The 22,519-nt window shown below is 66.8% G+C and carries 15 protein-coding genes and 2 pseudogenes; 8 read left to right on the forward strand and 9 right to left on the reverse strand.

Translation table 11 applies throughout. The annotated features are described in order from the left end of the window. Positions 1 to 84: 84 nt before the first annotated feature. On the forward strand, positions 85 to 435 hold the full coding sequence (locus ACH34W_RS27670) for a hypothetical protein (RefSeq protein ID WP_395964012.1): 351 nt from the start codon (positions 85 to 87) through the stop codon (positions 433 to 435). Next, complete coding sequence (locus tag ACH34W_RS27675) at positions 432 to 2,066, forward strand: YDG/SRA domain-containing protein (protein WP_395964013.1); 1,635 nt, start codon at positions 432 to 434, stop codon at positions 2,064 to 2,066. Before ACH34W_RS27670 ends, ACH34W_RS27675 begins: the two co-directional genes overlap by 4 nt. A 13-nt stretch (positions 2,067 to 2,079) precedes the next feature. On the opposite strand, the gene ACH34W_RS27680 is transcribed toward ACH34W_RS27675, so the two are convergent. After that, on the reverse strand, positions 2,080 to 3,081 hold the full coding sequence (locus tag ACH34W_RS27680; RefSeq protein WP_395964014.1) for a helix-turn-helix domain-containing protein: 1,002 nt from the start codon (positions 3,079 to 3,081) through the stop codon (positions 2,080 to 2,082). A gap of 125 nt (positions 3,082 to 3,206) precedes the next feature. On the opposite strand from ACH34W_RS27680, the gene ACH34W_RS27685 reads away from it, so the two are divergent. Next, entirely contained in the window at positions 3,207 to 3,395 is a 189-nt protein-coding gene (locus tag ACH34W_RS27685) for a hypothetical protein (RefSeq protein WP_395964015.1), read from the forward strand. Positions 3,396 to 3,438: 43 nt separating this feature from the next. On the opposite strand, the gene ACH34W_RS27690 is transcribed toward ACH34W_RS27685, so the two are convergent. Both ACH34W_RS27690 and ACH34W_RS27695 read right to left on the reverse strand, forming a co-directional pair. Next, positions 3,439 to 3,849, reverse strand: a complete 411-nt coding sequence (locus ACH34W_RS27690; RefSeq protein ID WP_395964016.1) for a VOC family protein — start codon at positions 3,847 to 3,849, stop codon at positions 3,439 to 3,441. A gap of 1,025 nt (positions 3,850 to 4,874) precedes the next feature. Then, on the reverse strand, positions 4,875 to 5,480 hold the full coding sequence (locus ACH34W_RS27695; protein WP_395964017.1) for a hypothetical protein: 606 nt from the start codon (positions 5,478 to 5,480) through the stop codon (positions 4,875 to 4,877). Between the two features lie 1,389 nt (positions 5,481 to 6,869). On the opposite strand from ACH34W_RS27695, the gene ACH34W_RS27700 reads away from it, so the two are divergent. Further along, positions 6,870 to 7,391, forward strand: a complete 522-nt coding sequence (locus ACH34W_RS27700) for a hypothetical protein (protein ID WP_395964018.1) — start codon at positions 6,870 to 6,872, stop codon at positions 7,389 to 7,391. 137 nt (positions 7,392 to 7,528) lie between these two features. Here ACH34W_RS27700 and ACH34W_RS27705 read toward each other — a convergent pair whose 3' ends face one another. Further along, on the reverse strand, positions 7,529 to 8,320 hold the full coding sequence (locus ACH34W_RS27705; RefSeq protein WP_395964019.1) for a DUF4253 domain-containing protein: 792 nt from the start codon (positions 8,318 to 8,320) through the stop codon (positions 7,529 to 7,531). A gap of 191 nt (positions 8,321 to 8,511) precedes the next feature. On the opposite strand from ACH34W_RS27705, the gene ACH34W_RS27710 reads away from it, so the two are divergent. Continuing rightward, positions 8,512 to 11,916 carry a DUF4132 domain-containing protein gene (locus ACH34W_RS27710; RefSeq protein WP_395964020.1) on the forward strand — a complete coding sequence of 1,135 codons (3,405 nt, stop codon included), beginning with the start codon at positions 8,512 to 8,514 and terminating at the stop codon, positions 11,914 to 11,916. Positions 11,917 to 12,082: 166 nt separating this feature from the next. Here ACH34W_RS27710 and ACH34W_RS27715 read toward each other — a convergent pair whose 3' ends face one another. Then, complete coding sequence (locus tag ACH34W_RS27715; protein ID WP_395964021.1) at positions 12,083 to 12,886, reverse strand: M15 family metallopeptidase; 804 nt, start codon at positions 12,884 to 12,886, stop codon at positions 12,083 to 12,085. A 266-nt stretch (positions 12,887 to 13,152) separates the two neighbouring features. Here ACH34W_RS27715 and ACH34W_RS27720 point away from each other — a divergent pair, with 266 nt between their 5' ends. The 3 genes and pseudogenes from ACH34W_RS27720 to ACH34W_RS27730 all read left to right on the forward strand — a co-directional run. Beyond that, complete coding sequence (locus ACH34W_RS27720) at positions 13,153 to 15,036, forward strand: serine hydrolase domain-containing protein (RefSeq protein ID WP_395964022.1); 1,884 nt, start codon at positions 13,153 to 13,155, stop codon at positions 15,034 to 15,036. 348 nt (positions 15,037 to 15,384) lie between these two features. Further along, positions 15,385 to 16,311 (forward strand): annotated as a pseudogene (locus ACH34W_RS27725) (GTP-binding protein); the annotation flags it as partial. A gap of 162 nt (positions 16,312 to 16,473) precedes the next feature. Next, positions 16,474 to 17,667 (forward strand): annotated as a pseudogene (locus tag ACH34W_RS27730) (elongation factor G); the annotation flags it as partial. A 276-nt stretch (positions 17,668 to 17,943) separates the two neighbouring features. Here ACH34W_RS27730 and mgrA read toward each other — a convergent pair. From mgrA to clpX, 4 genes are all read right to left on the reverse strand, one after another. Further along, positions 17,944 to 18,969, reverse strand: a complete 1,026-nt coding sequence (gene mgrA / locus ACH34W_RS27735) for an L-glyceraldehyde 3-phosphate reductase (protein ID WP_395964023.1) — start codon at positions 18,967 to 18,969, stop codon at positions 17,944 to 17,946. A 33-nt stretch (positions 18,970 to 19,002) separates the two neighbouring features. Next, on the reverse strand, positions 19,003 to 19,596 hold the full coding sequence (locus tag ACH34W_RS27740; protein ID WP_395964024.1) for a TetR/AcrR family transcriptional regulator: 594 nt from the start codon (positions 19,594 to 19,596) through the stop codon (positions 19,003 to 19,005). A gap of 20 nt (positions 19,597 to 19,616) precedes the next feature. Further along, a complete protein-coding gene (hpnE, locus tag ACH34W_RS27745; protein WP_395964025.1) occupies positions 19,617 to 21,065 on the reverse strand; it encodes a hydroxysqualene dehydroxylase HpnE in 1,449 nt (482 codons plus the stop codon). Positions 21,066 to 21,143: 78 nt separating this feature from the next. After that, positions 21,144 to 22,514 carry an ATP-dependent Clp protease ATP-binding subunit ClpX gene (gene clpX / locus ACH34W_RS27750; RefSeq protein WP_395964026.1) on the reverse strand — a complete coding sequence of 457 codons (1,371 nt, stop codon included), beginning with the start codon at positions 22,512 to 22,514 and terminating at the stop codon, positions 21,144 to 21,146. Between the last annotated feature and the right edge of the window lie 5 nt (positions 22,515 to 22,519).

Raw genomic sequence — 22,519 nt, forward strand, 5'->3', positions numbered from 1 at the left:
CCTCCAAGCAAGTATTTCGACGTGTGCTGCCACTGAACCGATCACTGTGCAAATATCCTGGTTCCTAGCGAATTGGGGGATCTGATGGTGATTCTGCTGCGGGTGGATGGCACGCCGGACGACCAAGAGCTGTACTCCCTGCATGACTGGCTTCGGGCGGAGCGCCAGTTGCGAGGTAGGACCACCGTCAACCTGCAGTCGGCTCCGCCGCGTCCCGGCGAGATGGGCGCCGGTATTGAGGCAGTCGAGGTGGCCATCACCGCCGCCGGGTCCATCGCAACGGTCGGAGAGCTGATCGCACTCAGTGTGCGGAGCTGGCGGCGTTCTCGCCCGAACGAGCCCCGCGTAACGATCGAATACCAGGGGAGGACGATCACGGGAACCCCCACGGAGATCGCCGAAACTCTCAAGGCCTTGGACGACGATCAGGCGTGAAACCACCCGTCCCGCAAAAATCCAGAGCCATCCTCATCGGCTCCGCCGATTATGCAGAGCTCGAACCGCTTCCGGGCGTGGCTCGCAACCTCATGGCCCTCCAAGAACAGTTGATGCGGTCCGAGGTGTGGGGCCTGTCGCCGCAACACTGCGTGGTGGTCGAGGATCCCGCCGACCAAGACGCGATGATCGAGCCCGTGCATGCACTGGGCGATGAAGCAACCGAAGCCCTCGTGGTCTACTACGCGGGGCACGGCTTGTTGAACGGCCGTGGAGAGCTCACTCTGGCCAGGCCAAGCACCCCACGCGACCGGGGGCGGGGCTACTTCAAAACCGTCGCGTACGACGTACTACGTCAGGCAGTTCTACACAGCCCAGCTCGGCATAAGGTCGTGATTCTCGACTGCTGTTTCAGCGGCAGCGCCGTCGACACCATGGGTTCTGGCGACGTTGCCAGCCAGACTCACATCGAAGGCACCTTTGTGCTCGCCTCCGCCCCGCCGACCCATACTGCACTAGCCCCGAGGGAGGAGGATTTTACAGCCTTTACCGGTGAACTTCTTGGAGTGATGCAGGATGGCATTCCTGATGAAGCGCGTGTACTCACTCTCGATGTCATCTTTGCTCACATAAGGCGGAACCTTATAAGCCGAGGACTCCCCGAGCCATGGGCACAGCGTCGGAATGATGGCGGGACGTTGCCGTTCATCATGAATGTGGCCGCCGTGCAAGCCAAGCCACCACCCGGATACGGCGGAGTGCCTGGCGTTGACGAAAGAGAGCCCTTCAATAGCCGCCAAGACGCAAGGGAGGCGGGTGTCCATCGTCCACTGCGAGCTGGCATTTGTGGCACGAAGGACGCCGGAGGAGCCGAGTCAATAGTCGTCTCGGGGGGATATGAAGACGATGAAGATCGCGGCAACGTCATCATTTACACCGGGCACGGCGGCCAGAAAAACGGCATCCAGATAGCCGACCAGCGCGCGACCGCAAGTGGCAACGCCGCCCTCATCGCAAGCATCACTTCTCGTTATCCGGTCCGGGTGGTGCGGGGCTCCGGCAGCAAGTCTTCGTTCGCTCCCGACTCTGGCTTCAGATACGACGGGCTCTACACGGTAGAGAACTACTGGACCAAAGTGCGGCCCGATGGCTTCCGGGTGCTCCAGTTCAGGCTTGAGAAATTGCAGGACAGTAGGCCCCCTCTTGTGCCAACTGGGACACCCACGGATCGAGCTGGAGTCGATCTCTCTCGATGGGAGCCAGTGGCCCTAGGCGTGTATCGAGACCGCCGTATAAGTGCGAAGGTGAGCAAAGCCCATAACTATGCCTGCCAGATCTGCGGCGTGGTTATCGAGAGCCCGGCGGGCTTCCAAATCACCCCGACTACACACTTGAAGCCACTCACCGTTCCACATAAAGGGCCGGACATACCGGAGAATGTATTGTGCCTATGCCCTAACCATCGGGTCGAACTCGATCTCGGAGTAATCACCATCGAGGACGATCTCCAGGTGATCAACGAGATACATGTCGTGCCAGTGGGGGTCGTCGATGTGAACTCAAAACACAAGGTAGGCCTGGAGTATATCCGTTACCATCGCGAACTGTTTCGGCGTCGCCGCGGGGCATAGCGCAGCGCCACAGCTAAAAACCGCGCTGTTGCGAGGACGTACGCTTCGGATGGCCTCCCCGCCCGCCTGAGCTTCTGAGGCGGGCGGCAATGTTACTGAGGAAGTTGCGGGTTCCTTCGGGGTGTAGGGCTAGGACGCTTAGGCTGTCAATTTCTCTTCTATAGATCACTATGTCATCCGGCCTGTCCAGAAAGACCGAGCTCGTTAGTTGCTCTATGTGAACTAGGTCGGGGAGGGACGGGTCGGCAAATCGGAGGAAGGTGAACGAGCCGACCTGTTTGGGGTGAGGGGCACTAAAGGGTACTACCTGGAGGTGGACGTTCGAGAGCTGACTCAGTTCGATCAGGTGCTCTAGCTGGGCCTGCATGGTTCTTTTGCCACCGAGCGGTCGCCGGACGACTGCCTCGTCCAGCACGAACCACAGAGTTGGGCCGCCCTTCTCTCTTAGCAACTCCTGGCGTCTCAACTTGAGGGACACCTGGCGTTCGATGTCGTTAGGTTCAGCGGCTGGATCTCTGGAAGCCTCGACCGCGCGGGCGTAGTCGGGGGTCTGAAGGAGGTCCGGGATGTGGCTTGCCTCGAACCTGCGGATGAGGGAGGCGGCCTCTTCCAGGCCGATGTAGGAAACGAGCCAGGGGGGCAGGATGTCGGTGTATTGCTGCCACCAGCCAGGTTTGTTGGATTCGCGGGCGACGGCGAGCAGAGACTCCCGTTCCGCCTGGTCGGTGACTCCATAGAGGGTGAGAAGGTCGGCCACATCGCGTTCCTTGAAGCTGAGGCGGCCTAGCTCCATGCGACTGATCTTGGACTGGCTGCTGCGGATCTCATAGCCGGCTTCCTCGGCGTTGATGCCCCGGGCCTCGCGGAGGCGGCGGAGTCGAGAACCGAGCAGGATTCGCTGCACGGTCGGCCCACCTCGGGGAGGTGACACCGCTTCCACCGGCAACTGATCCACGGACTCTCCTGTCGTCGACCCAAGTCTCTCGCAGGCGGACTCGCCCAGCTCAGCAGTCATCTTACGATCCGGAGACAGGTGTCGATGCATGTGCATTGTACCGAGCACTTGCATATGCATGACGATAAGACCATCATGGTTGGCCTGCCACATAGGGCCCATCTGATCGAAAGGCCGAGCTCATCATGAGCGAACGACGCGAGGAACCGGAGTCCGCGCCAGAGTCACGGCCGCTGCTCAGCACGCGTGCCCTGGTCATCATCATGGCCGCAGTGTTGATTGGGGGCGTGGTGGCGATCAAGCCAGGACTTGCGATTCCCCTTGGCGTCAGTGTGGCTGCGGTGACGCTGTTGGTGAAGATTGTGGGTGACTGAGCGCGGGCCGGGCCGATGGGCCCGCCAGCATTGGGGTTGTCGGCTAGGCCCTGGTGGCGAGGGTGTCCAGGTAGTGCTGGTTGTACATGATGCCCAGGACGTTGCCGAACGGGTCGATTACGGAGGCGGTGACGAAGCCCGGGCCGTGCTCGGTGATGGGCTGGTATTCGGTGGCGCCCATGGAGAGCAGTTTGGCGAGGGTGGCTTCGAGGTCGTCCACGTGCCAGTGCATGACGCTGCCACCGGGGCCCTTGGCGTCGGGCGGCCCGAAGCGGCTGTCGATCAGGCCTAGCTCGGCCTGGTAGTCGCCGATGCGGAACTCGATGTAGGCAGGCTTGCCGTCGGGGCCCGAGCGGTTGAAGTAGGGCTTGATTCCGAGAAGCTCGGCGTACCAGTCGGCCGCGGCCTCGACGTCTTCGACCCAGAAGTTGATGGTGGCGAATCCTCGCAACATTTCTTGCTCCCCTCGTTCCTGCTGGTACTCCGTACGTTACGGAGCCTTGTGGAACGTGCGATTCCTCAAGGAGAGAAGTCTTGGGTTAGCTGCGTCGGCTGGACTGCGCAGTATTAGAGGCCTTGGACGCGGGGGTGTTAGTGACCTTGAGGGGGGACGTGACCGCGGTCGTGGTCTGGCCGACTCTGATGGCTGAGGTGCTGTTGGCGCCAAGGCGGAAGGGGAAGAGCTTGAACTGGACGCCGCGGGTTGCCTGGTAAGGCTGAGCTTGGCCGCCGATGGTCGCCTTGAGGGTCGTTGGTGATGTGAGGAAGGACAGGACTTCTACGCGGTCGCGAGGGGTACTGGTGCCGGAGCGGGGGCGCCATGAATTTGGTTGGGTCGGCGGCGGTGGGCTTGGCACTTGCCAGTTGGGTGCGGTGGATCAGGTAGAGGGTTGTCCCTGGCGATAGTCGGCCACTTACCGGTCTTGAGGCGGGTCAGGTAGTAGGAGCTCAGGTCCAGGAAGACGCTGCTGTTGTGGCTGGGCGGGGCGATCTGGGTGTCTTCGGAGAAGTCGTTCCAGGTCGTGAACTGGATCCAGTTCGCATTGGCCTAGATGGCGTTCTGCCAGGTGGTGCGGAGGTTCTCGGCGTTGTTCGCCTCGTCGTAGATGCACTGGTTGGGGCGCTCGTCCTGCGGCGCTACGGGCCATCCAGATTTTGTTGAGCGTGTGGGATTTGGTGCCGTTGCCAGCGATGCCGCTCTGTTGGCTGCGGTTGCCCCAGGTCGAGAAGCCGTGGCTGATCGAGGCGTACGACTTGCAGTTGGCGCCAGGTTTAGGAAGACCGGGACCAGGGCCGTGTTGCGGCAGTTCTGGTTGAGGACGAGTACAGGAGTCGTCGCGATTTTCGACCTGAAACATGGAGACGACCAGCGGTTGCCGCTGAGCCTGTAGATGGAGGGTGAAGCGGCTAGTGCGGTGTCCACCAACCTTCACCGGGTCGTCCATCTCCGTCGACACTCCCGGAGCCGGTGAACGTATGTCACCCACTGGCGTTCCGGGGCGGATTGACGAAGATCACCGTCCTCTCGCTCGGAGGTGGCGTCACGTCCAGTCCATGGGATCTCAGCACTTCGATGATCTCGTTGAGGTGGCCAGGGCTGTGCCACCCGATCGCCAGCGGACGCAGGAGGCTGTGCCAGCGATGGGTGCGTTCCTGCCGCAAGGCCGCAGATGCGCGGGCGTGGTTGTCGCCGATCTTCTCCCACTGGTCCAACAGGGCGCGGTACTCGTCGTGCAGGTCCTCGGCGTCATAGTCACCGCGTTCCACCCCGGCGACGGTCTCCGCGTGGTGATCGGGATCGATTCCCGCGGCTGCCAGCAGTTGTGGCTTCATCGCCTCGATCTCGTCCTTGACCCAGTCGAGCATCGGCTGCTCGGCCACCCCCCACCCTTCCTCGGCGAAGAACGCATCGGCGTAAGCCTGTGCATAGCTGTAGAGGAAGCCCTTCGGACCGCGCGGCGTCTCGGCGGCGGCGTCCTGCTTGGTAAAGGCGCGCCAGGAGAGGTCGAAATCGGCTCCAAAGCCCCGTTCGCTCAGTTCGGCGAACGCAGCCCGCAACCGCTCAAGGTCTGTGTTATCTGGCATGCGCGCGAGTATCGCACCGGCCGTGCCACATGCCCGCACTTCGAGACGATCAAGCGGGTTGACCGAGCGGGGCGGATCACCGGTCGGCATCTCACCAGACCCGGTGAACATATGTGGTCACCGCACTAGTTGGGCCAGGGCAGTCGCAAGGGCGGCGGGGGTGAGGGACTTGATCTGCGTCGCCATCATGTCGGGCATCAGCGATCTTGAAGCTGGGCCGACGCGCTGGGCGGCCTCGATGAGGAGGCTGACGCGATTTCGGTGAGGGCTGGACGGAGCGAGGTTGAGGAGATCGACGGTGGAGCCGTCGAGGACTGCGGCAATGGCCGTACACGTACCTCGGTCTCCATGTCCTTAGGCTTCCAGTCGCCGTCAGAGGCGCGCAGGGGTAAGGACGGTCGCAGAGGAGACCGCCGTAGGCCTTGTGTTTGCCGGCTTCGCCGTTCGGGTTCAGGTAGTTGCGCCTGCAGTAGTCGCTGGCCGCCGACTTAATGTCGCGCGAGACCGGATACGGCTTGAGGTAGTGCGTGAAGACCGTCCGGGACGAGCTGCGCAGAGTTGCGGTCTCGGGGAGGTTGAACGGGAGTGGATTCGCGGCGGCGGCCGCGGCTGCGGGCGAGGACGTGCTGCATGTGCCCTTGGCCGATACTTCGTTCGACGGTTGTACGAGGACCGCAACGGGCCCCTGCCGCGAGTGGCAGTGTCGTTAGGAGGGCGATCGTCTTCCCAGAACATAGCCCGCACGAGCCGTTCCTGAAGTTGATCTTTGCGCGGGCCCTGACCGGTCAGGGTGGGACGTTCGGAAGCGGGTTGGTGCTCGGGGCCTACGCCCTGGAGTTAAACGGTCCTATCTGGTTGGGGCGTGGCCGCAGAATGTCTGGCAGGCGGTCCCAGAGTGGGCGCTGGGCATTGGCGCGGAGGCCTGCCGTTCGGCTCCATGGTCACGTCCTTCCCCTCCGACCACCGAGTGGGGATGTGGTTGGGGCTTGCCGATCGAGACTCTGAGCAGTTTGGCGTTCGACGTGACCGAGCGTTGGGGGCGGTCGGTAGCTTCGAGCGGCCTCGAGCGGGGCGGTGTTGGCGACAGTTGTTCGGCCGCCCGGACGAGCGGCTGCGGGCTTGGGCGCGGCCGATCCCCCGTGGTGCCGATTGCGATGAGTTTGCGAATGGCCTCGTCCGGGCGGCAAACGCGTGGACATTGCTGACGGAGGGCGTTGGCGTCTCTGCACTTGCAGGTGCCCTCGGCTGTCCCGGCCACATGGACGGTGGTGTCCGGGTCTGTCCGGGCCGGGTGGCCGGCTTTCGGGCCGGGGGCTGGGCTGGCTGCACTGGTCGCTGACGGGCCGTCGTGCTGATGCGCGACGGCGAATCCCCCGGAAGGGAGTCTCGATGAGGCCTGTAGTGAAGGCGCTGGTTCCGCTGGCGGTGGCCGGCGTCACGCTGGTGTCAGGCACGGCGGCATCTGCTTCGATCTCGGCGGCCGATGCGCGTGGATCGGCACCGGATCGGCTGGTGGAGGTCGGGCTGGTCGAGGTCGACTCGATCGAGGTGGCCGAGTCCGATGCGGTGACCCCGATGAACGTCGTCCGCGGCAACTGCGGGAAGGCGTGGCTGTGGCTCAGTGATGTGGGCCGGCGCAAGTACAAGGTCAGGACCGGCTTCGAACTGGCCGGGTCGCGCAGGGCCGTCTCGTACAGCTGGCGAGTCCAGGTCAACGGCCCCCGGCGCTGGAGCAAGCGGCACTCGTGGGACAGCGGCCTGTGGTTCCGTAAGAAGTGGGAGGGCTCGCGGGAAAGCAACGTTCCCCGCAGAGGTATCTACAGCGGCACCGTGGTGGCCGGAGCGGTCGCGCTGTCCAACGGACGCGCCTGCGCGGCGCTGCCCGCATCCGACCCGGGTCGCATCACCTAACCCGCCAACCGGGTAGACCCCCACGGCAGGCCGCGCGGCCGTATCGCTTACCGCGCGGCCTGCCGCCAGGCGCTGATCGGCTGCGGCGATTGGCCGCCGTGCGCGCGGTGCCCGACCACGGGAAACTGACGGGACGCTCAGTCCCACCACATCCACCAGGTTGGGGCGTCGATCAGGCTGGTTGCGTACTCGTCGAAGTCCTCGTATTCCTGCCTCAGGTCGCTGCAGAAGGCGTAGTGCTCCATCGCCACCTGACGGGCGTGCTCCTCCGTACGCGGGGGCCACGCGACCGTCACGACGAAGGCGGAGAAGCCCACGGCGGATACGCGGACGCCGAAGCGTTGTTGCCAGCTGCGCACCATCGCCGTCACGTCTTCGCACGGCGTCTCTGACAGCCAGCCGCATGCGCTTATCGCGTCTGCGCCATCGGCGGCAGTGACCAGCCCCAGGAAGGGGCCCCAACCTGTGCGGGCGAACAGCCTCGAGTCCTTGTTGGGGGTTGTGGCCAACGCGATGACCCGTTCGTCGGGGTCGGCGGTCGGTTCGCCTGCGGGTGCCAGTCCGGGCCAGTCCCGGTCAAACGGAGCCACGACGTCAAGTTCGAATTCCGCGATGTCTTCCTGCTCAGCCTCCCAGGCGCTGGCCAGCATCTCCTGGACGTCTATCCCGTTGGCCAGTTCGGGAGACGAAGGTGCGAACTCACCGTTCTTCCACGGGCGCAAGGAGGCGCCGTCTTCCATGCCCCCGAGCAACAACGGCCAGAGGCTGGTGCTGGGATGGCGGGCGAGCGACTCTGCCCAGCGCGCGCCCGCCTCGCCCGGGTCCAACGGCTCGTCCGAGATCCACAGGACCGGCTCGTTTCCCGACGCGGGAGTGAACAACCGCCCCGGCGGCAGCCCGTCCGGGATCTGTTCCCGGGCAATCGACATGAGGGGATCGTAGGACGTGCCGCGAAGTGAGCCGAGTAGCGGCGCGGGCGGGCCGTTCGGGGCTACTTCGCGGTGTGGGCGGACTATCGCCGGTCTCGCTTCCACAGCCAGGGCACGGGTCCGCACCTATCCGGTGCAAGGTGATCGTTTTTGCGGCGCGTTGTCGGACTGGGCTCCTAGGCTGAGGGCCCATGATCAATCGCTCCCCGCTGCTCCCCGACGAAGACACGCTGGTCATCCCGAATGGCTGGCGGCGGCGCATCCATCCGCGTCGCGGCGGTTCCCCCGGCCCGAAGATCACGCCTGATGCGGTGGCGGAGCAGACCGTCGCCGGGTTCCTCAAGTCTGCCGAGGAGAACTTCGAGCGCGTGCTCGGCGCCGCGGGCACCGCCCCGGAGCTGGCCGCCGCTGCGCGCGCCCAGCTCGCCGGTGAGCCCGATCCGCGCGGCGCCGCCGTCCTGGCGATGTTCGTGCTGGACGGGCCCAGGTACTACGCGCACCAGGACGACCTCGTGGACGCGTGGGTCTCCGCGCACGGCGTGGTGTTCGCGGCGTGCGCCCTCGCCGAGCTGTGCGGACTGCAGGAGCTGTACGAAGCGGGGCGCGGCGGGAGGCGGATCGGGAGCGTCCGTCCGGTCGAGCCGGGCGAGCGCGGCGGCCGACTGCTGCCCGACGGCGCGTTGCGCGTGCGCACGCTGCTGGCCGCCGCGGGCGACGAGGAGTACGCCGAAGCGGTCGAGCGCCTCGCCGAGCGCCGCGCGGTGTTCATGCAGCGCGTCCTGACCGCCTACCTGGTGCCGACGCGGCAGGACTGGGTGGACGAGCTCTGCGAGGACCACGACGGAATCATGCGCGGGCTGATGCTCAGCTCCCTCGGCTCGGCGCGCCAGCTCGACACGCTCGGGGCCGCGGCGCAGCTGACGGTTTCCGACTGCTATGACCCGGGGGTCCTGCGCTCGATGGCGGAGGGCGTCGGCGCGGCGGTCGCGCCGCTGATGGCCAACGCGCTGGACCGGTGGATGAAATCTGCGCCCCGCCGCAAGGGGCTGCTGGAGGTGCTGGGCGTACTGCCGTCGGACGAGGCGTTCCGGGCGCTGGTCGAGCGCCGCGCAAACAAGCACGTCAGCGTTGAGCTGACCAAGGCGATGAAGCGGTTCCCGGTCCGCGCGATGCGGGAGCTGGCCGTCGCCGGGGCGACCGATCTGCTGGAGGAACACGTCATCGGCAACCGCGAGCTGGCCGAGGCCGCACTGCCGACGCTGCCCGCTCCCGTCCGGGAAGCGGTCGAAGCCATAATCGGCGGCTCTGCGTCAATGGCGGAGGCGGCTCCCGGCGACCTTCCTGACCTTCTCGTCGAGCCGCCATGGGCCCGGCCCAAGAAGACGACCACCCAGACCGTCATCAAGGGCCTGACCGTTCCTGACAAGAGGTCCGTCCGGTGGGGCGAGGACGAGCAGCACGGATGGGCGAACGGCAGGCTGTCGTATCCGACCGCATTGATCCATGGAGGCGAGGACAACAGCGATACCTGGGGGTTCCCTCCGGTGTGTGAGAGCGGCCCGCGCTGGGAGAAGAACGTCGAGGACTTCAAGGCCGGGCGGCTGACCGGAAGGCTCGAACTCGGCGTGCTGATGCTGGGTCCGGACGAGCTGACCCGTCCCCTCCTCTCCGGCTGGACGCTGGACGACCCGTACAGGCACAGCACCAGTGACATCGACAACTGGGGCAAGCTCCTGGCGGCCCGGTACGAGCTTGACGCGCTGCCAATCTTGTTCCCCTACGCGAAGAGCGATCCGCAGGCGTGCGGGGGCCTGCTCCTTCCGTTCCTGACCGCCGAGGTGGCGGCGCTGATGGCCGACTGGCTCATACGGCTCAAGAAAGCCCGAATCCACCCGGAGGCCTGGTTCGCCCGGCACGGGAACGACGCGGTCCCGTTCCTGGTCCCGGACGCCCTCGGCAAGGCGGGGCCGAAGCGGCGCGCCGCGGAAGGCGCCCTGCGCCACCTGGCCAGGGTGAACGGCCGTTCCACCGTCGTCGAAGCGGCCCGGAGCCACGGGAACGAGGCCGCGCAAGCGATCGACACCTTGCTCGCCGCCGAGCCTGAGGACGTCCCCAAGCCTCCGCAGCTCCCGACCTGGGCTGACCCGGCGGTGCTGCCGCGACTCCTCGTGGACGGCGGGCGCAAGGCACTTCCGGTCTCGTCCGTACGGCACGTACTGGACATCCTGGCGCTGTCCACGCCCGACGAGCCGCACGCCGGTGTGGCCGTCATCAAGGAGACCTGCGACACCGCGTCGCTGGCCGCCTTCGCGTGGAACATGTTCGAGCGCTGGCGCCAGCACGGCGAACGCACCGCCGACAAGTGGGCGGTCACCGCCGTCGGGCTGCTCGGCGACGACGCAGCCGCCCGGGGCCTGACCCCGCTCGTCCACGCCTGGCCAGGCCAGAACGGTCATACGAAAGCGGTCGCGGGCGTGGACGCGCTCGCCCTCATCGGCTCCGAGACAGCGCTGATGCTGCTCGACTCCATCGCGCGGAAGGCGAAGTTCGGCGCGATCAAGGAGTACGCGCAGTGGAAGATGGAGGCGGTCGCCGACCGGCTCGGCCTCAGCGGCGAGCAGCTCGCCGACCGGCTCGTGCCCTCCTTCGGCCTCGACGCTGACGGTGGCATGACGCTCGACTACGGGCCGCGCCGGTTCCGGGTGGGCTTCGACGAGGCGCTGCGGCCGTACGTGACCGACGAGGACGGCGCGTGGCGCAAGGACCTCCCCAAGCCGGGCGTGAAGGACGACGCGGCGCTCGCCCCCGCCGCGCACCGCGCCTTCGGCGAGCTGAAAAAGAGCGTGCGCACCGTCGCGGCCGACCAGATCAAGCGCCTCGAACAGGCGATGGTCGCGGGCCGCACCTGGACGCAGGACGAGTTCGGCGAGCTGTTCGTCCGGCACCCGCTGGTCTGGCACATCGCCCGGCGGCTGGTGTGGACGTGCGGCGGCGTGCCGTTCCGCCTGGCCGAGGACCGCACGTTCGCCGACGTCGAGGATCGGACGCTCGCTGATGTCGAGGACCGGACGCTCGCCGGCGTCGAGGGCCGGACGCCTGCGCCCGCAGCCGAGGCCTTGATCGGGCTGGCGCATCCGGTCACCCTGGGTCCGGCGCTGGACGCCTGGGTGGAGATCTTCGCTGACTACGAGCTCACCCAGCCGTTCCCGCAGCTCGCCCGGCCCGTGTACGAGCTGACGGCCGAGGAGCGCAAGGCCGTGCGGCTGTCCCGCTTCGAGGGCGTGAGCGTGCCGTTCGGCAAGGTGCTCGGGCTGACCCGGCGCGGCTGGCAGCGCGGGGACGTCATCAGCGACGGCGTCGAAGAGTGGATCTCCCGTCCGCTGCCGAACGGTCGCCACCTGGTCGTCAACCTGCATCCGGGCTTCTACAAGGGCAGCATCGACTACAACCCCGAACAGCGTCTGGAGGCGGTGTGGCTGGCCGGGGCGCCCGGCAACTTCCGCGACCGCGACGCGGGCACGTTCGGCGACCTGAATCCGGTGATCGCCTCCGAGATCCTCGCCGACCTCGCCACCGTCACCGAGGACGTCTCTTAGACAGATTCCCCCGCCTGCCGGGCCCAGGCCCAGCGCAGCGAGCTCCGGGCCCGCGGGCCTGGGGCCCCGGCTCAGCGAGGCCCCAGGCCTAGCGGGGACCCCAGGCTCAGCGAGGCCCCAGGCTCAGCGGCGCCGGGCAGCTGGCTGGCGGGTTGGGCTGCGTCGGTTAGCGGTGGGTTAGGGAGCGGCGCGTAACTGGGAAGTCGAAGTAGGTGTTGGGGAAGAGTTCCGGCTTGTGCGTGAAGTGCCACCACTCTTCGGGGAGGTTGACGTAGCCCAGGCTTTCGAGGGTGTTCTTCAGGAGAAGGCGGTTGGCGCGCTGCCGGCCCTTGATTCGGGGATCCAGGGTGTGCGAGAGGGTGTCGAAGCAGTCGAAGCCGGTGCCCATGTCGGCTGAGTTGTCCGGGAAGCGTTTGTCCTTCGGGAGGTAGCACGGGACCAGGCGCTCACCCGGGCGGTACGGGCGGGTGTGGCGAGCCGGGAGCTTCACGATGGTCAGGTCGACGGTGCTGCCTCGGCTGTGGCCGGACTTCTCGGCGATGTAGCCGTCGATGAAGAGCCGCGACTTGTCGACCCGGGGGTAGAACTCCCGCTTCATGGCTTGGTCGTTCAGGTCCTTGGCCCAACGCACGAAGTGGTCCACGGCGCGCTGCGGGCGGTAGCAGTCGTACACCTTGAGCGTGTAGCCCTTGCGCAGGAGCTGGCGCTGGGCTTTGCGCAGGGCCAGGGCAGCGGGCTTGGTGAGGATGCAGATGGGCTGGCGGTAGCCGTCGATGCGCTTGCCGATGAAGTTGTGCCGGGTCGTGTAGCGCATCTCCTGGACGATCGTCGGGTCGATGTCTCGCAGGGCGACGAATTCCTTGGGCGCTTTCGGCTCGGGCTTCGCGGCGGAAGCCGAGGCGGTCGGGGCTGCGGTGCCCAGGGCTAGCACTGCCACTACGGACGCGGTGAGACCACGGAGCTTCGGCATGGCATCTGGATCTATCACGGGGTCGTGCCGGGTGACCAGGCCCATTGCGTTCTCGATCTTGAAACTTGATCATTTGTCTGGTCTGCTGGCGCCTGGGCGCGATCTTGGCTTACCTCCCGGGAGCATTGATGAGCCGACCTGTCCTCCGCCGAGTCGCCGTGTTGGTCGCGGTATTGAGCCTGACGTTGCCGATCGCGCCCGCCGTTCAGGCAGCTGATCCATCGGCCGCGCGTGGGGTTGTTGGGGCGCAGCATCCCGGTGCCACCGTGGCGCCTGATGTGAAGGAACGGCCGGTCTCTGCCGAGCGTGGGGGCGCTCATCGGCGCGCGACCAGCGGAACTCCCGCGACCAGCGGAACTAAGGCGGCTGCCGCCGATCCCACGTACGGGGACGATCAGCTGCTCACGTCACAGACCGGCTGGTGGACGCTGAACGGCGTCACGGCTGCCCAGATCCAGTCGTTCATGGACAGCAATGGCGCCCGGCCCACCGACATCGTGGCGGAGGGCGTCAACTCTGGTGGGGCGCCTACGTTCACGGTGACCATGGTCGCCAACAGCGGCGACTACAGGACGTCGAGCTGGGCCTGGTACTACGGCCTGACGATGGACGGCGTCCATCAACGTCTGCAGGAGTGGAACGCACGGCCTGTGTCGGTGCACCGCTACTGGACTACGGAGGGCTGGCGCTTCGTGGTCGCCATGGTCGACAACTCCGGTGCCCAGGCGCGGGCTTGGTGGTGGTGGGCTGGCGACGCCTCGTTCATCCAGTCGAAGGTCGCCAGTACGGGCGCACGGATCACGCGCATCCGGGGATGGCAGAGCGACACTGGGCCGCAGTACGACGTGCTGATGACGCCCGGCAACGTCGGCTGGTGGTACTGGATCGGTGGCAGTCCGGCGCAGATCAACGACCTTGCCAACAGGAACGCCGCACGGCTCATCGACGTCGATCGCAACGCGGACGGCTCGTTCAATGCCGTCATGGTCGCCGACTCTGGTGGACGTACGCCCGGATGGTGGTACGGCTTCAGCCACGCAGAGCTCACCAACAAGGCGCTCCGTACGGGCGGACGGTTGCTTGGCGCGCAGCGCTACAACGACTCTGGCACTTATCGCTTTGTGGGCGTCATCAACCGCAACGTCAACAGCGCGGACTTGCCTGGCGAGGTCGTCCGCAACACGCTCTCCCAGACGGTGACTGCCCGCGGCAATGGTGGCGTGGCGGAGTTCAGGGATTCCAGCAAGGGTACGTTCACGGCCACTGCAGGCAACTCCCCTGGCACGAACGCGCGCTTCCGTACGGCCAGCATTTCCAAGACGTTCGTCGCGACTGAGCTACTCAAGCAAGTCGCGGCTGGCAGGGTGAGCTTGGACGCGACGGTCGCGCAATACCTGCCGGGCGCGGTGAACGGCGGCGACAAGGTCACGATCCGGATGTTGCTGCACCACACCAGCGGTCTCTACAACTTCACCAGCGACCAGGGCGACTTCGCGTCGACGATGACCAAAGCCTGGACGCCGCAGGAACTGCTGGCCATCGTCAACCGGCACGATCCCGTCTTCGCGCCTGGGGCCAAGTACGGCTACTCCAACACCAACTTTCTGCTTGCCGCGATGGTGATCGAGAAGGTCACCGGGCTGTCGTACGGCGAGGCCATCCGGCGGGACATCATCGAGCCGCTGGGCCTTGGTGGCACCTCCGTACCGACCACCACGACCATGCCGGCACCGGCACTGCGCGGGTTCTGGACCAATCCTTCCGGCGGCTCGCTGATCGAGACCACCGGCCAGAACCCGACCAGGTGGTTCGGCGCGGGCCAGCTCGTGTCGACGGCAGCGGACGAGAACACCTTCTTCCGCTCGCTGCTGCAGGGCAAGGTGCTGCCGGCAGCTCAGTTGAACGAGCTCAAGGGCGGCCTCGTTCACACGGGCAACGGCACGTTGTACGCGGGCAAGGGCATCTTCCGGACGACGCTGTCGTGCGGGGTCAATGTGTGGTGGCATGACGGCCGCATCCCCGGCTACCGGAGCTTCTCCGCCCACACCGAGAACGGCAGCCGCAGCATGACCTGGGCCTACTCCGAACGGGACTACAACTACAACCCTCTGGACAACGAGCTGTTCAACACCGCGTTCTGCTACATCTAACGCCCCACGAGAGACGATGCAGTGGAACGCCTGGGCCTTCCCAGCGGCGGAAGGCCCAGGCGTTCGCACGCGGCGGAGGGCGCGGGCGTTCGCACGCGGCGGAGGGCGCGGGCGTTCCCGATGCCGGACATCCTCGCGGCCGCGGCCGGGTCGGAACAGATGCCGGAGGTCTGATGCCCGAGCACTACTCGCCGGTGGCGATGACGTGATCATCGCGTCGTCTGCGTGGCTTTGGGCTGGTCGATGACCGAAAAATGACGTGCGCGAACTGCAACAACAGCTCGATACTCGTGGCCGAGTACGGCCGGTCGTCGCAAACCCCATCGAGCAGAGAAAGGACCGAGCCTTATGGCCACCACGATTCGTCTGGATCTGGCCAAGGTCCGCAACATCGGGATCATGGCCCACATCGACGCGGGCAAGACGACGACCACCGAGCGGATCCTGTACTACACCGGTGTCTCGTACAAGATCGGCGAAGTCCACGACGGCACGACGACGATGGACTACACCGATCAGGAGCGAGAACGCGGCATCACGATCACGTCCGCCGCGACCACCTGTCACTGGACGCTCGGCGGCGCCGAGCACACCGTCAACATCATCGACACCCCGGGACACGTGGACTTCACCGTCGAGGTGGAGCGCTGCCTGCGGGTGCTCGACGGAGCCGTGACGGTGTTCGACGGTGTCGCGGGTGTCGAGCCGCAGTCCGAGACGGTCTGGCGGCAGGCCGACAGATACGGCGTGCCGCGGATCTGCTTCGTCAACAAGCTCGACCGGACGGGCGCCGACTTCGAGCGCTGCGTCGACATGATCGTCGAACGGCTCGGTGCGGTACCGCTCGTCGTGCAGTTGCCGATCGGGTCCGAGTCCGGCTTCACCGGCGTCGTCGACCTGGTCGGCATGCGGGCGTACGTGTGGTCTGCCGAGGCGGCGCTCGGCGAGGCCTACGACGTCGTGGCCATTCCGGATACGCACGTCGCCGCCGCCGACAAGTGGCGCGGCAGGCTACTGGAAGCGGTCGCGGAGCATGACGAGGAGATCATGCGACTGTACGCGGACGGCGTGGACCCGTCCGAGGAGCAGCTGCATGCGGCGATCCGCCGGCTCACGATCGTGTCCGGCAGAACGTCGCGCGGCACCACGATCACGCCGGTGCTCTGCGGCACCGCGTTCAAGAACAAAGGTGTCCAGCCGCTCCTCGATGCGGTCGTGCGCTACCTGCCGTCGCCACTTGACATCGACGCCATCGAAGGGCAATCACCCGTCGGCGCGGCGGCTGGCGGTTCGGCCGCTACCGGCGGGTCAGCGACCGGCGGTGCGGCGACTGCCAGCGCAGCGCTCGACGGTGCAGCGCTCGACGGTGCAGCGCTCGACGGTGCAGCGCTCGACGGTGCAGCGCTCGACGGTGCAGCGGCTGGCGGTGCGGTGCTCGACGGGGCGGCGGGGATTGTCCGGCGGAGGCCGTCGGACGACGAGCCGCTGGCCGCGCTGGCGTTCAAGATCGTGACCGATCCGCACCTGGGCAAGCTCACGTTCGTCCGGATCTACTCCGGGCGGCTGGAGTCGGGCGCCACGGTGCTCAACTCCATCAAGGGCAGGAAGGAACGCATCGGCAAGATCTACCGGATGCATGCGAGCAAGCGGCAGGAGCTGGAGTCGGCGGGCGCCGGTGACATCGTCGTCGTCATGGGGCTGAAACAGACCACGACCGGCGAGACGCTGTGCGACGGCCGCGAGCCGGTGATCCTGGAGTCCATGGACTTCCCGGCACCGGTTATCGAGGTCGCCATCGAGGCCAGGTCGCAGTCGGACGAGGAACGGCTGCGTCTGGCGATCCAGCGGGTCGCCGACGAGGATCCCTCGTTCCAGGTGCACACCGACAAGGAGTCCGGCCAGACCGTCATCGGCGGGATGGGCGAACTCCACCTGTCGATCCTTGTCGACCGGATGAAACGCGACTTCGGTGTTGCGGCCAACGTCGGCCGTCCTCGGGTCTCGTACCGGGAGACCATCCGCCGGCCGGTCGAGAAGGTCGGCTACACGCACAAGAAGCAGACGGGAGGAAAAGGGCAGTTCGCCAAGGTGCAGATCTCGGTCGAACCGATCTCGGAAGGCTACGAGTTCGTGAACAAGGTCACCGGCGGCCGCGTGCCGAAGGAGTTCATCCCTTCGGTGGACGCCGGCTGCCAGGACGCAATGCAGGTCGGCATCCTCGCGGGCCACGAGATGACGGGCGTACGCGTCACGCTTCTCGATGGCGGCTTCCACGAGGAGGACTCGTCCGAGCTCGCGTTCCGGCTGGCAGGTTTCCACGCGTTCAAGGAAGCCGCTCGCCAGGCCGCGCCGGTCCTCCTGGAACCGGTGATGGCGGTCGAGGTCACTACACCCGACGACTACCTGGGTGAGGTCATCGGAGACCTCAACGCGCGCCGTGGCCACGTTCACGCCATGGACGAACGGTCCGGCGCACGCGTCGTCAAGGGGCTGGTGCCGCTGTCGGAGATGTTCGGCTATGTCGGCGATCTTCGCAGCCAGACCTCGGGTCGAGGCAGCTACTCGATGCAGTTCGACTCGTACGCCGAGGTCCCACGCATCCTGGCCGAGGCGATCATCGCCGCCGCCTGATCGCGCGGGCTCGGCACTGGGAGAGCGCTCGTGTGATCGCGCACGGCTCGTTGGGTGATCACGGACAGCGTGCCGCCTGATCTCGAACGGCTCGCTGCCTGATCACGGAGGGCTCGGTGCGTGATCGCGGACGGCTCGTTGGCTGACCTCGGACGGCGCGCCGCCTGATGGCGGCAGATGTTCCGCTGCCTCAGCTGGCACCGGCCGTCGTTTCCGCCGGTCCGTCGCTCGCCGCTGGTTCCATTACGGCGGCGAGCGGCGGGCTGCCCGGCGGGCTTAATGCTCGCTGGAGGCGGCCCAGATGTTGATGCCTGAGTCGACTGCGTCCTTGTCGATGGCTTGGAGTTCCTCGTCGCTGAAGGCGAGGTTGTCGACGCTGGCCAGGCTGTCTTCGAGCTGAGCAACGCTGCTGGCACCGATGAGGACCGATGTGACCCGCTGGTCGCGGAGGGCCCAGGCCAAGGCCATCTGCGCCAACGACTGCCCGCGCGAGGCGGCCAGGCCGTTCAGCCTGCGGATGTGCCCGAGCACCTCGTCGCTGAGCATGTCGCCGCTCAGCGACCTGTCGAGGCTGGCCCGTGATCCGGCGGGGATGCCGTTCAGATACTTGTCGGTGAGCATGCCCTGGGCCAGCGGCGAGAACGCGATGCAGCCGACGCCCTCGTCCTCCAGCGTGTCCAGGAGATCGTCCTCTATCCAGCGGTTGAGCATGGAGTACGACGGCTGGTGGATGAGCAGTGGCGTGCCCATGTCGCGCAGGATGCCCGCCGCCTCGGCCGTGCGTTCTGGCGAGTACGAGGAGATGCCCGCGTACAGCGCCTTGCCCGAACGGACGGCCTGGTCCAGCGCGCCCATCGTCTCTTCGAGCGGCGTCTCGGGGTCGAAACGATGGCTGTAGAAGATGTCGACGTAATCCAGGCCCATCCGCTTGAGCGACTGGTCAAGGCTGCTCAGCATGTACTTGCGCGAGCCCCATTCGCCGTACGGGCCAGGCCACATGTCGTAGCCCGCCTTTGTGGAGATCACGAGCTCGTCGCGGTACGAGGCGAAGTCCTCGCGGAAGATGTGGCCGAAGTTGAGCTCGGCGGAGCCGTACGGCGGACCGTAGTTGTTGGCCAGGTCGAAGTGCGTGACGCCCAGGTCGAACGCCCGGCGCAGGATGGCCCGTTGGGTGTCGAGCGGCCGGTCGTCGCCGAAGTTATGCCACAGCCCTAGCGACACAGCCGGGAGTTTGAGCCCGCTGCGTCCGGTGCGGCGGTACGGGATCCGGTCGTAACGGTCCTCTGCGGCGGCGTAAGTCATGGTCACGAGTCTGCCACGCGCCCTGCAGGCTGGTTAGACGACGGCGTGCAGGTAGCTGGCCATGTGCTCGCACTGAGCTAGCACTCGTTCGGCTGGGTAGGTGTCGGGGTCGCGGAGGTGCAGGCGGAGCAGCTCGTCACCGACCATGTGCAGCAGATGGATGGTCAGCTCGGGGTCGGGCCCGGTGGGTACGGCGTTCCCGTCGTCCGCGCCCTTGACGAGCTCGATGATCCGGGCACGGCCGACCGCGCGGCCTTGCTCGATGCGTTCGTACAGCTCGGGCGGGCCGCCTTCGGAGGGCATGAGGAACATCCGCCAGGTCGCCGGGTCGGCCGAGGCGGCTTCGATGAGCCCGGCGAGCGCGGCGGTGAACGGGTCGCGGTCGCCGGACGGGCGTTGCGTGATCACCTTGATCAGTCCCGCCATGGCGCGTTCGGCCTCGCGGTCGACCAGTGCGGTGAGCAGGCCGGACAGTCCCTGGAACTGGTGGTAGACCAGGGTGCGGGTGATCCCGGCGGCCTCGGCCACGCGACCGATGGTGACCGCGGCGAACCCCTCCGCGTCCACGATCGCCCTGGTGGCGTCCAGGATCTGGTCCCGCCGCCGTTCGGCGCTCATCCTTGCCATGAGGTCAGTGCACCACAGGCTCAGCCGCCCGACGACCTGGGGCGTACGTCGCGCAGCACCTCGACGGCGCGGGCCGCACTTTGCGCCGCGCCCTCCATCGTGGTCGGCCAGTCGTTGCGGGTCCAGTCGCCAGCGAGCGCCAGCCCCTCGACCTCGGTGCGCTGGCCCGGCCGGATCGTGCCGGTGCCGGGACGGGAGGAGAAGGTGGCGCGTCGCCAGGGCACCACGTGCGCGTGGACGACGTTCGCCTCCCGCGCCTCCGGATAGACCGAACGGAGCGAGGCCATGCAGCGTTCGACCACCTCGGGACTGCGGAGTTCGATCAGGTCGTACGAGGCGCACGTGGTCAGCGCGTAGAGCCAGCCCGCCTCGCTGCGCCGACCGTGCATGAGCGTCCGGTCGAAGACCCAGTGCACGTCGGTGTCGAGCAGGGTCTCCCAGGGATGCTCGGTGCCGATCGGACGGTCGAGATAGAGGTTGACCGACATGATCGGGATCGGTACCAGCTCGCGGGTGGCGGCGACGATCGGCTCCGCGCCCGGCACGTCGTCGAGCAGCCCGCCGACATCCCAGGCCGGGACCGCCATCACGACGGCGTCCGCTTCGATCAGCTCCCCGTCGGCCATCCGCACTCCGTGCACGCGCTGGCCTGTCACTTCGCGGAGGTGCTGGCCGGTCACCTCGCGGACGTGCCCGCCCGTCACCTCGCGGACGTGCTGGCCGGTCACCTCGATGCGGGTGGCCTTCGCGCGGAGCCGCACGTCCACGCCGTGCTTGGCGAACACTTTCTCCGCACCCGCGAGATACAGGGTGTGGAGATCGACCGTAGGCCAACCGATGCTCATGGCACGCCGCCGATACTTCCGGGCGTTACGCGATCCCGTCTGGATGGCAGAGGCGAGCGCGTGGGCTGAGGCGAGGTGTGGGAGTTCGTTGAGGACGCCGATGGTGACCGGGTGCCAGAGGATCCGGCGCACGGAGGGCGGCATGCCGACACGGTCGAGCCATTCGTCGACGGTGATCTGGTCGAGTTCGTCGTCCGGGCGGCGGGACGCGGCGAACAGCTTCGCCTGCGCGGGGATGCTCTTGAACGCGTCGCGGACGCTGATCCCGGGAGCCTTGCCCGCGAGGACCTTCAGCTGGTCGCGGGCACGGATGCCGAGGCTGCCCGCCGTGCCGTCCGGCGCTCGCACACCCCACTGATCGGGGAACCGGACGAACTCCCGGGTGCCCACCGAGTCGAGGTACCGGAAGATGTACGTGTACGAACCCGCGATCACGTGCTGCCCGTTGTCGACCATCTCGCCGCCGACCGCGTCGAGCGGGAAGCCGAGCGTCCGGCCGCCGAGGCGCCCGCGCCGTTCCAGCAGCGTCACCTGGTCGCCCGCCTCGGCCAGCCAGACCGCCGAGGCCAGCCCTGCCAGGCCACCGCCGATCACGACCACCTTGCGTCCGCTGCGCTCGGCCATGTCGCTGCTCCCTGGGCGCTCGAAGTTACACCTTGTAAGTTTCATACTGTAACTTCGACGGCGAACTGGGCAAGAGGGTCAGGCAGACTTCTCCTGGCCACCCTGGCCACCCTGGCCACCCTGGCTGCCCCGGCCACCCCGGCCGCCCTGGCCGTCGCGATCGGTGGGGCGTCCGCGGGGCACGAGGGTGGGATTGACGTTGTCGAGGACGGTCTCCCGGGTGATCACTACGCGGGCGACGTCGTTCCGGCTCGGTACCTCGTACATCATCTGGAGCAGGACCTCTTCGAGGATCGCGCGGGTGGCGCGGGCTCCGGTCAGTCGCAGCAGTGCCTGGTCGGCGATCGCCTCGATCGCGGCGGCCGTGAACTCCAGCTCGACGCCGTCCAGCGCGAAGAGCCTCTGGTATTGCTTGATCAGCGCGTTCCGGGGTTCGGTGAGGATCCGCGCCAGCGCCGTCCGGTCCAGTTGCCGGAAGGTCGTCACCACCGGGAGCCGGCCGATCAGCTCGGGGATCAGCCCGAACGTCCGCAGGTCCGCGGGCATGACCGCGGCGAGCACGTCCGCGTCCTTGGTGGTCGGGAAGGTGGCACCGAAACCGGCGCCAAAGTCAGCGCCGAGGCTTGCGCCAAAGCCGACGCCGCGCCGGTCGGTCCGTTCCTCGATGATCCGCTCCAGGCCACTGAACGCGCCGCCGACGATGAAGAGCACGTTGGTGGTGTCGAGCTGGATGAACTCCTGGCCGGGATGCTTGCGCCCGCCCTGCGGCGGCACGTTGGCGACGGTGCCTTCAAGGATCTTCAGCAGCGCCTGCTGGACGCCCTCGCCGGAGACATCGCGGGTGATCGACGTGTTCTCGCCCTTGCGGCCGACCTTGTCGATCTCGTCGATGTAGACGATGCCGGTCTCGGCTCTCGCCACGTCGTACTCGGCGACTTGGAGCAGTTTGAGCAGAACGTTCTCCACGTCCTCCCCGACGTAACCGGCCTCGGTAAGGGCGGTCGCGTCGGCGATGGCGAACGGGACGTCCAGCATCCGGGCGAGTGTCTGGACGAGGTAGGTCTTGCCGGAGCCGGTCGGGCCGATGAGCAGGATGTTGGACTTGCCCAGCTCGACTTCTCCCCCAGTCCCTTTCAAACTTGCGGCGGCACGGAGGCGTTTGTAGTGGTTGTAGACGGCGACCGAAAGCGTCCGCTTGGCGTGCTCCTGGCCCACGACGTACTGATCGAGATAGCTGCGGATCTCTCTCGGCTTGGGGAGATCGTGCGGGGTGGCGCCGGACGTGTGGTCGCTCAGCTCTTCCTCAAGGAGCTCCTTGCAGAGCCCCACGCACTCGTCACAGATGAAGAGCTGGTCGGGGCCTGCGATGAGACGCCTTACCTGTTCCTGGCTCTTGCCGCAGAACGTGCACCTCAACAGACCGCTCCCGCCGGCATTCGTACGCGCCACTCCGA

It is taken from the genome of Actinomadura sp. 6N118, from assembly GCF_044326415.1.
Taxonomy (GTDB): domain Bacteria; phylum Actinomycetota; class Actinomycetes; order Streptosporangiales; family Streptosporangiaceae; genus Spirillospora.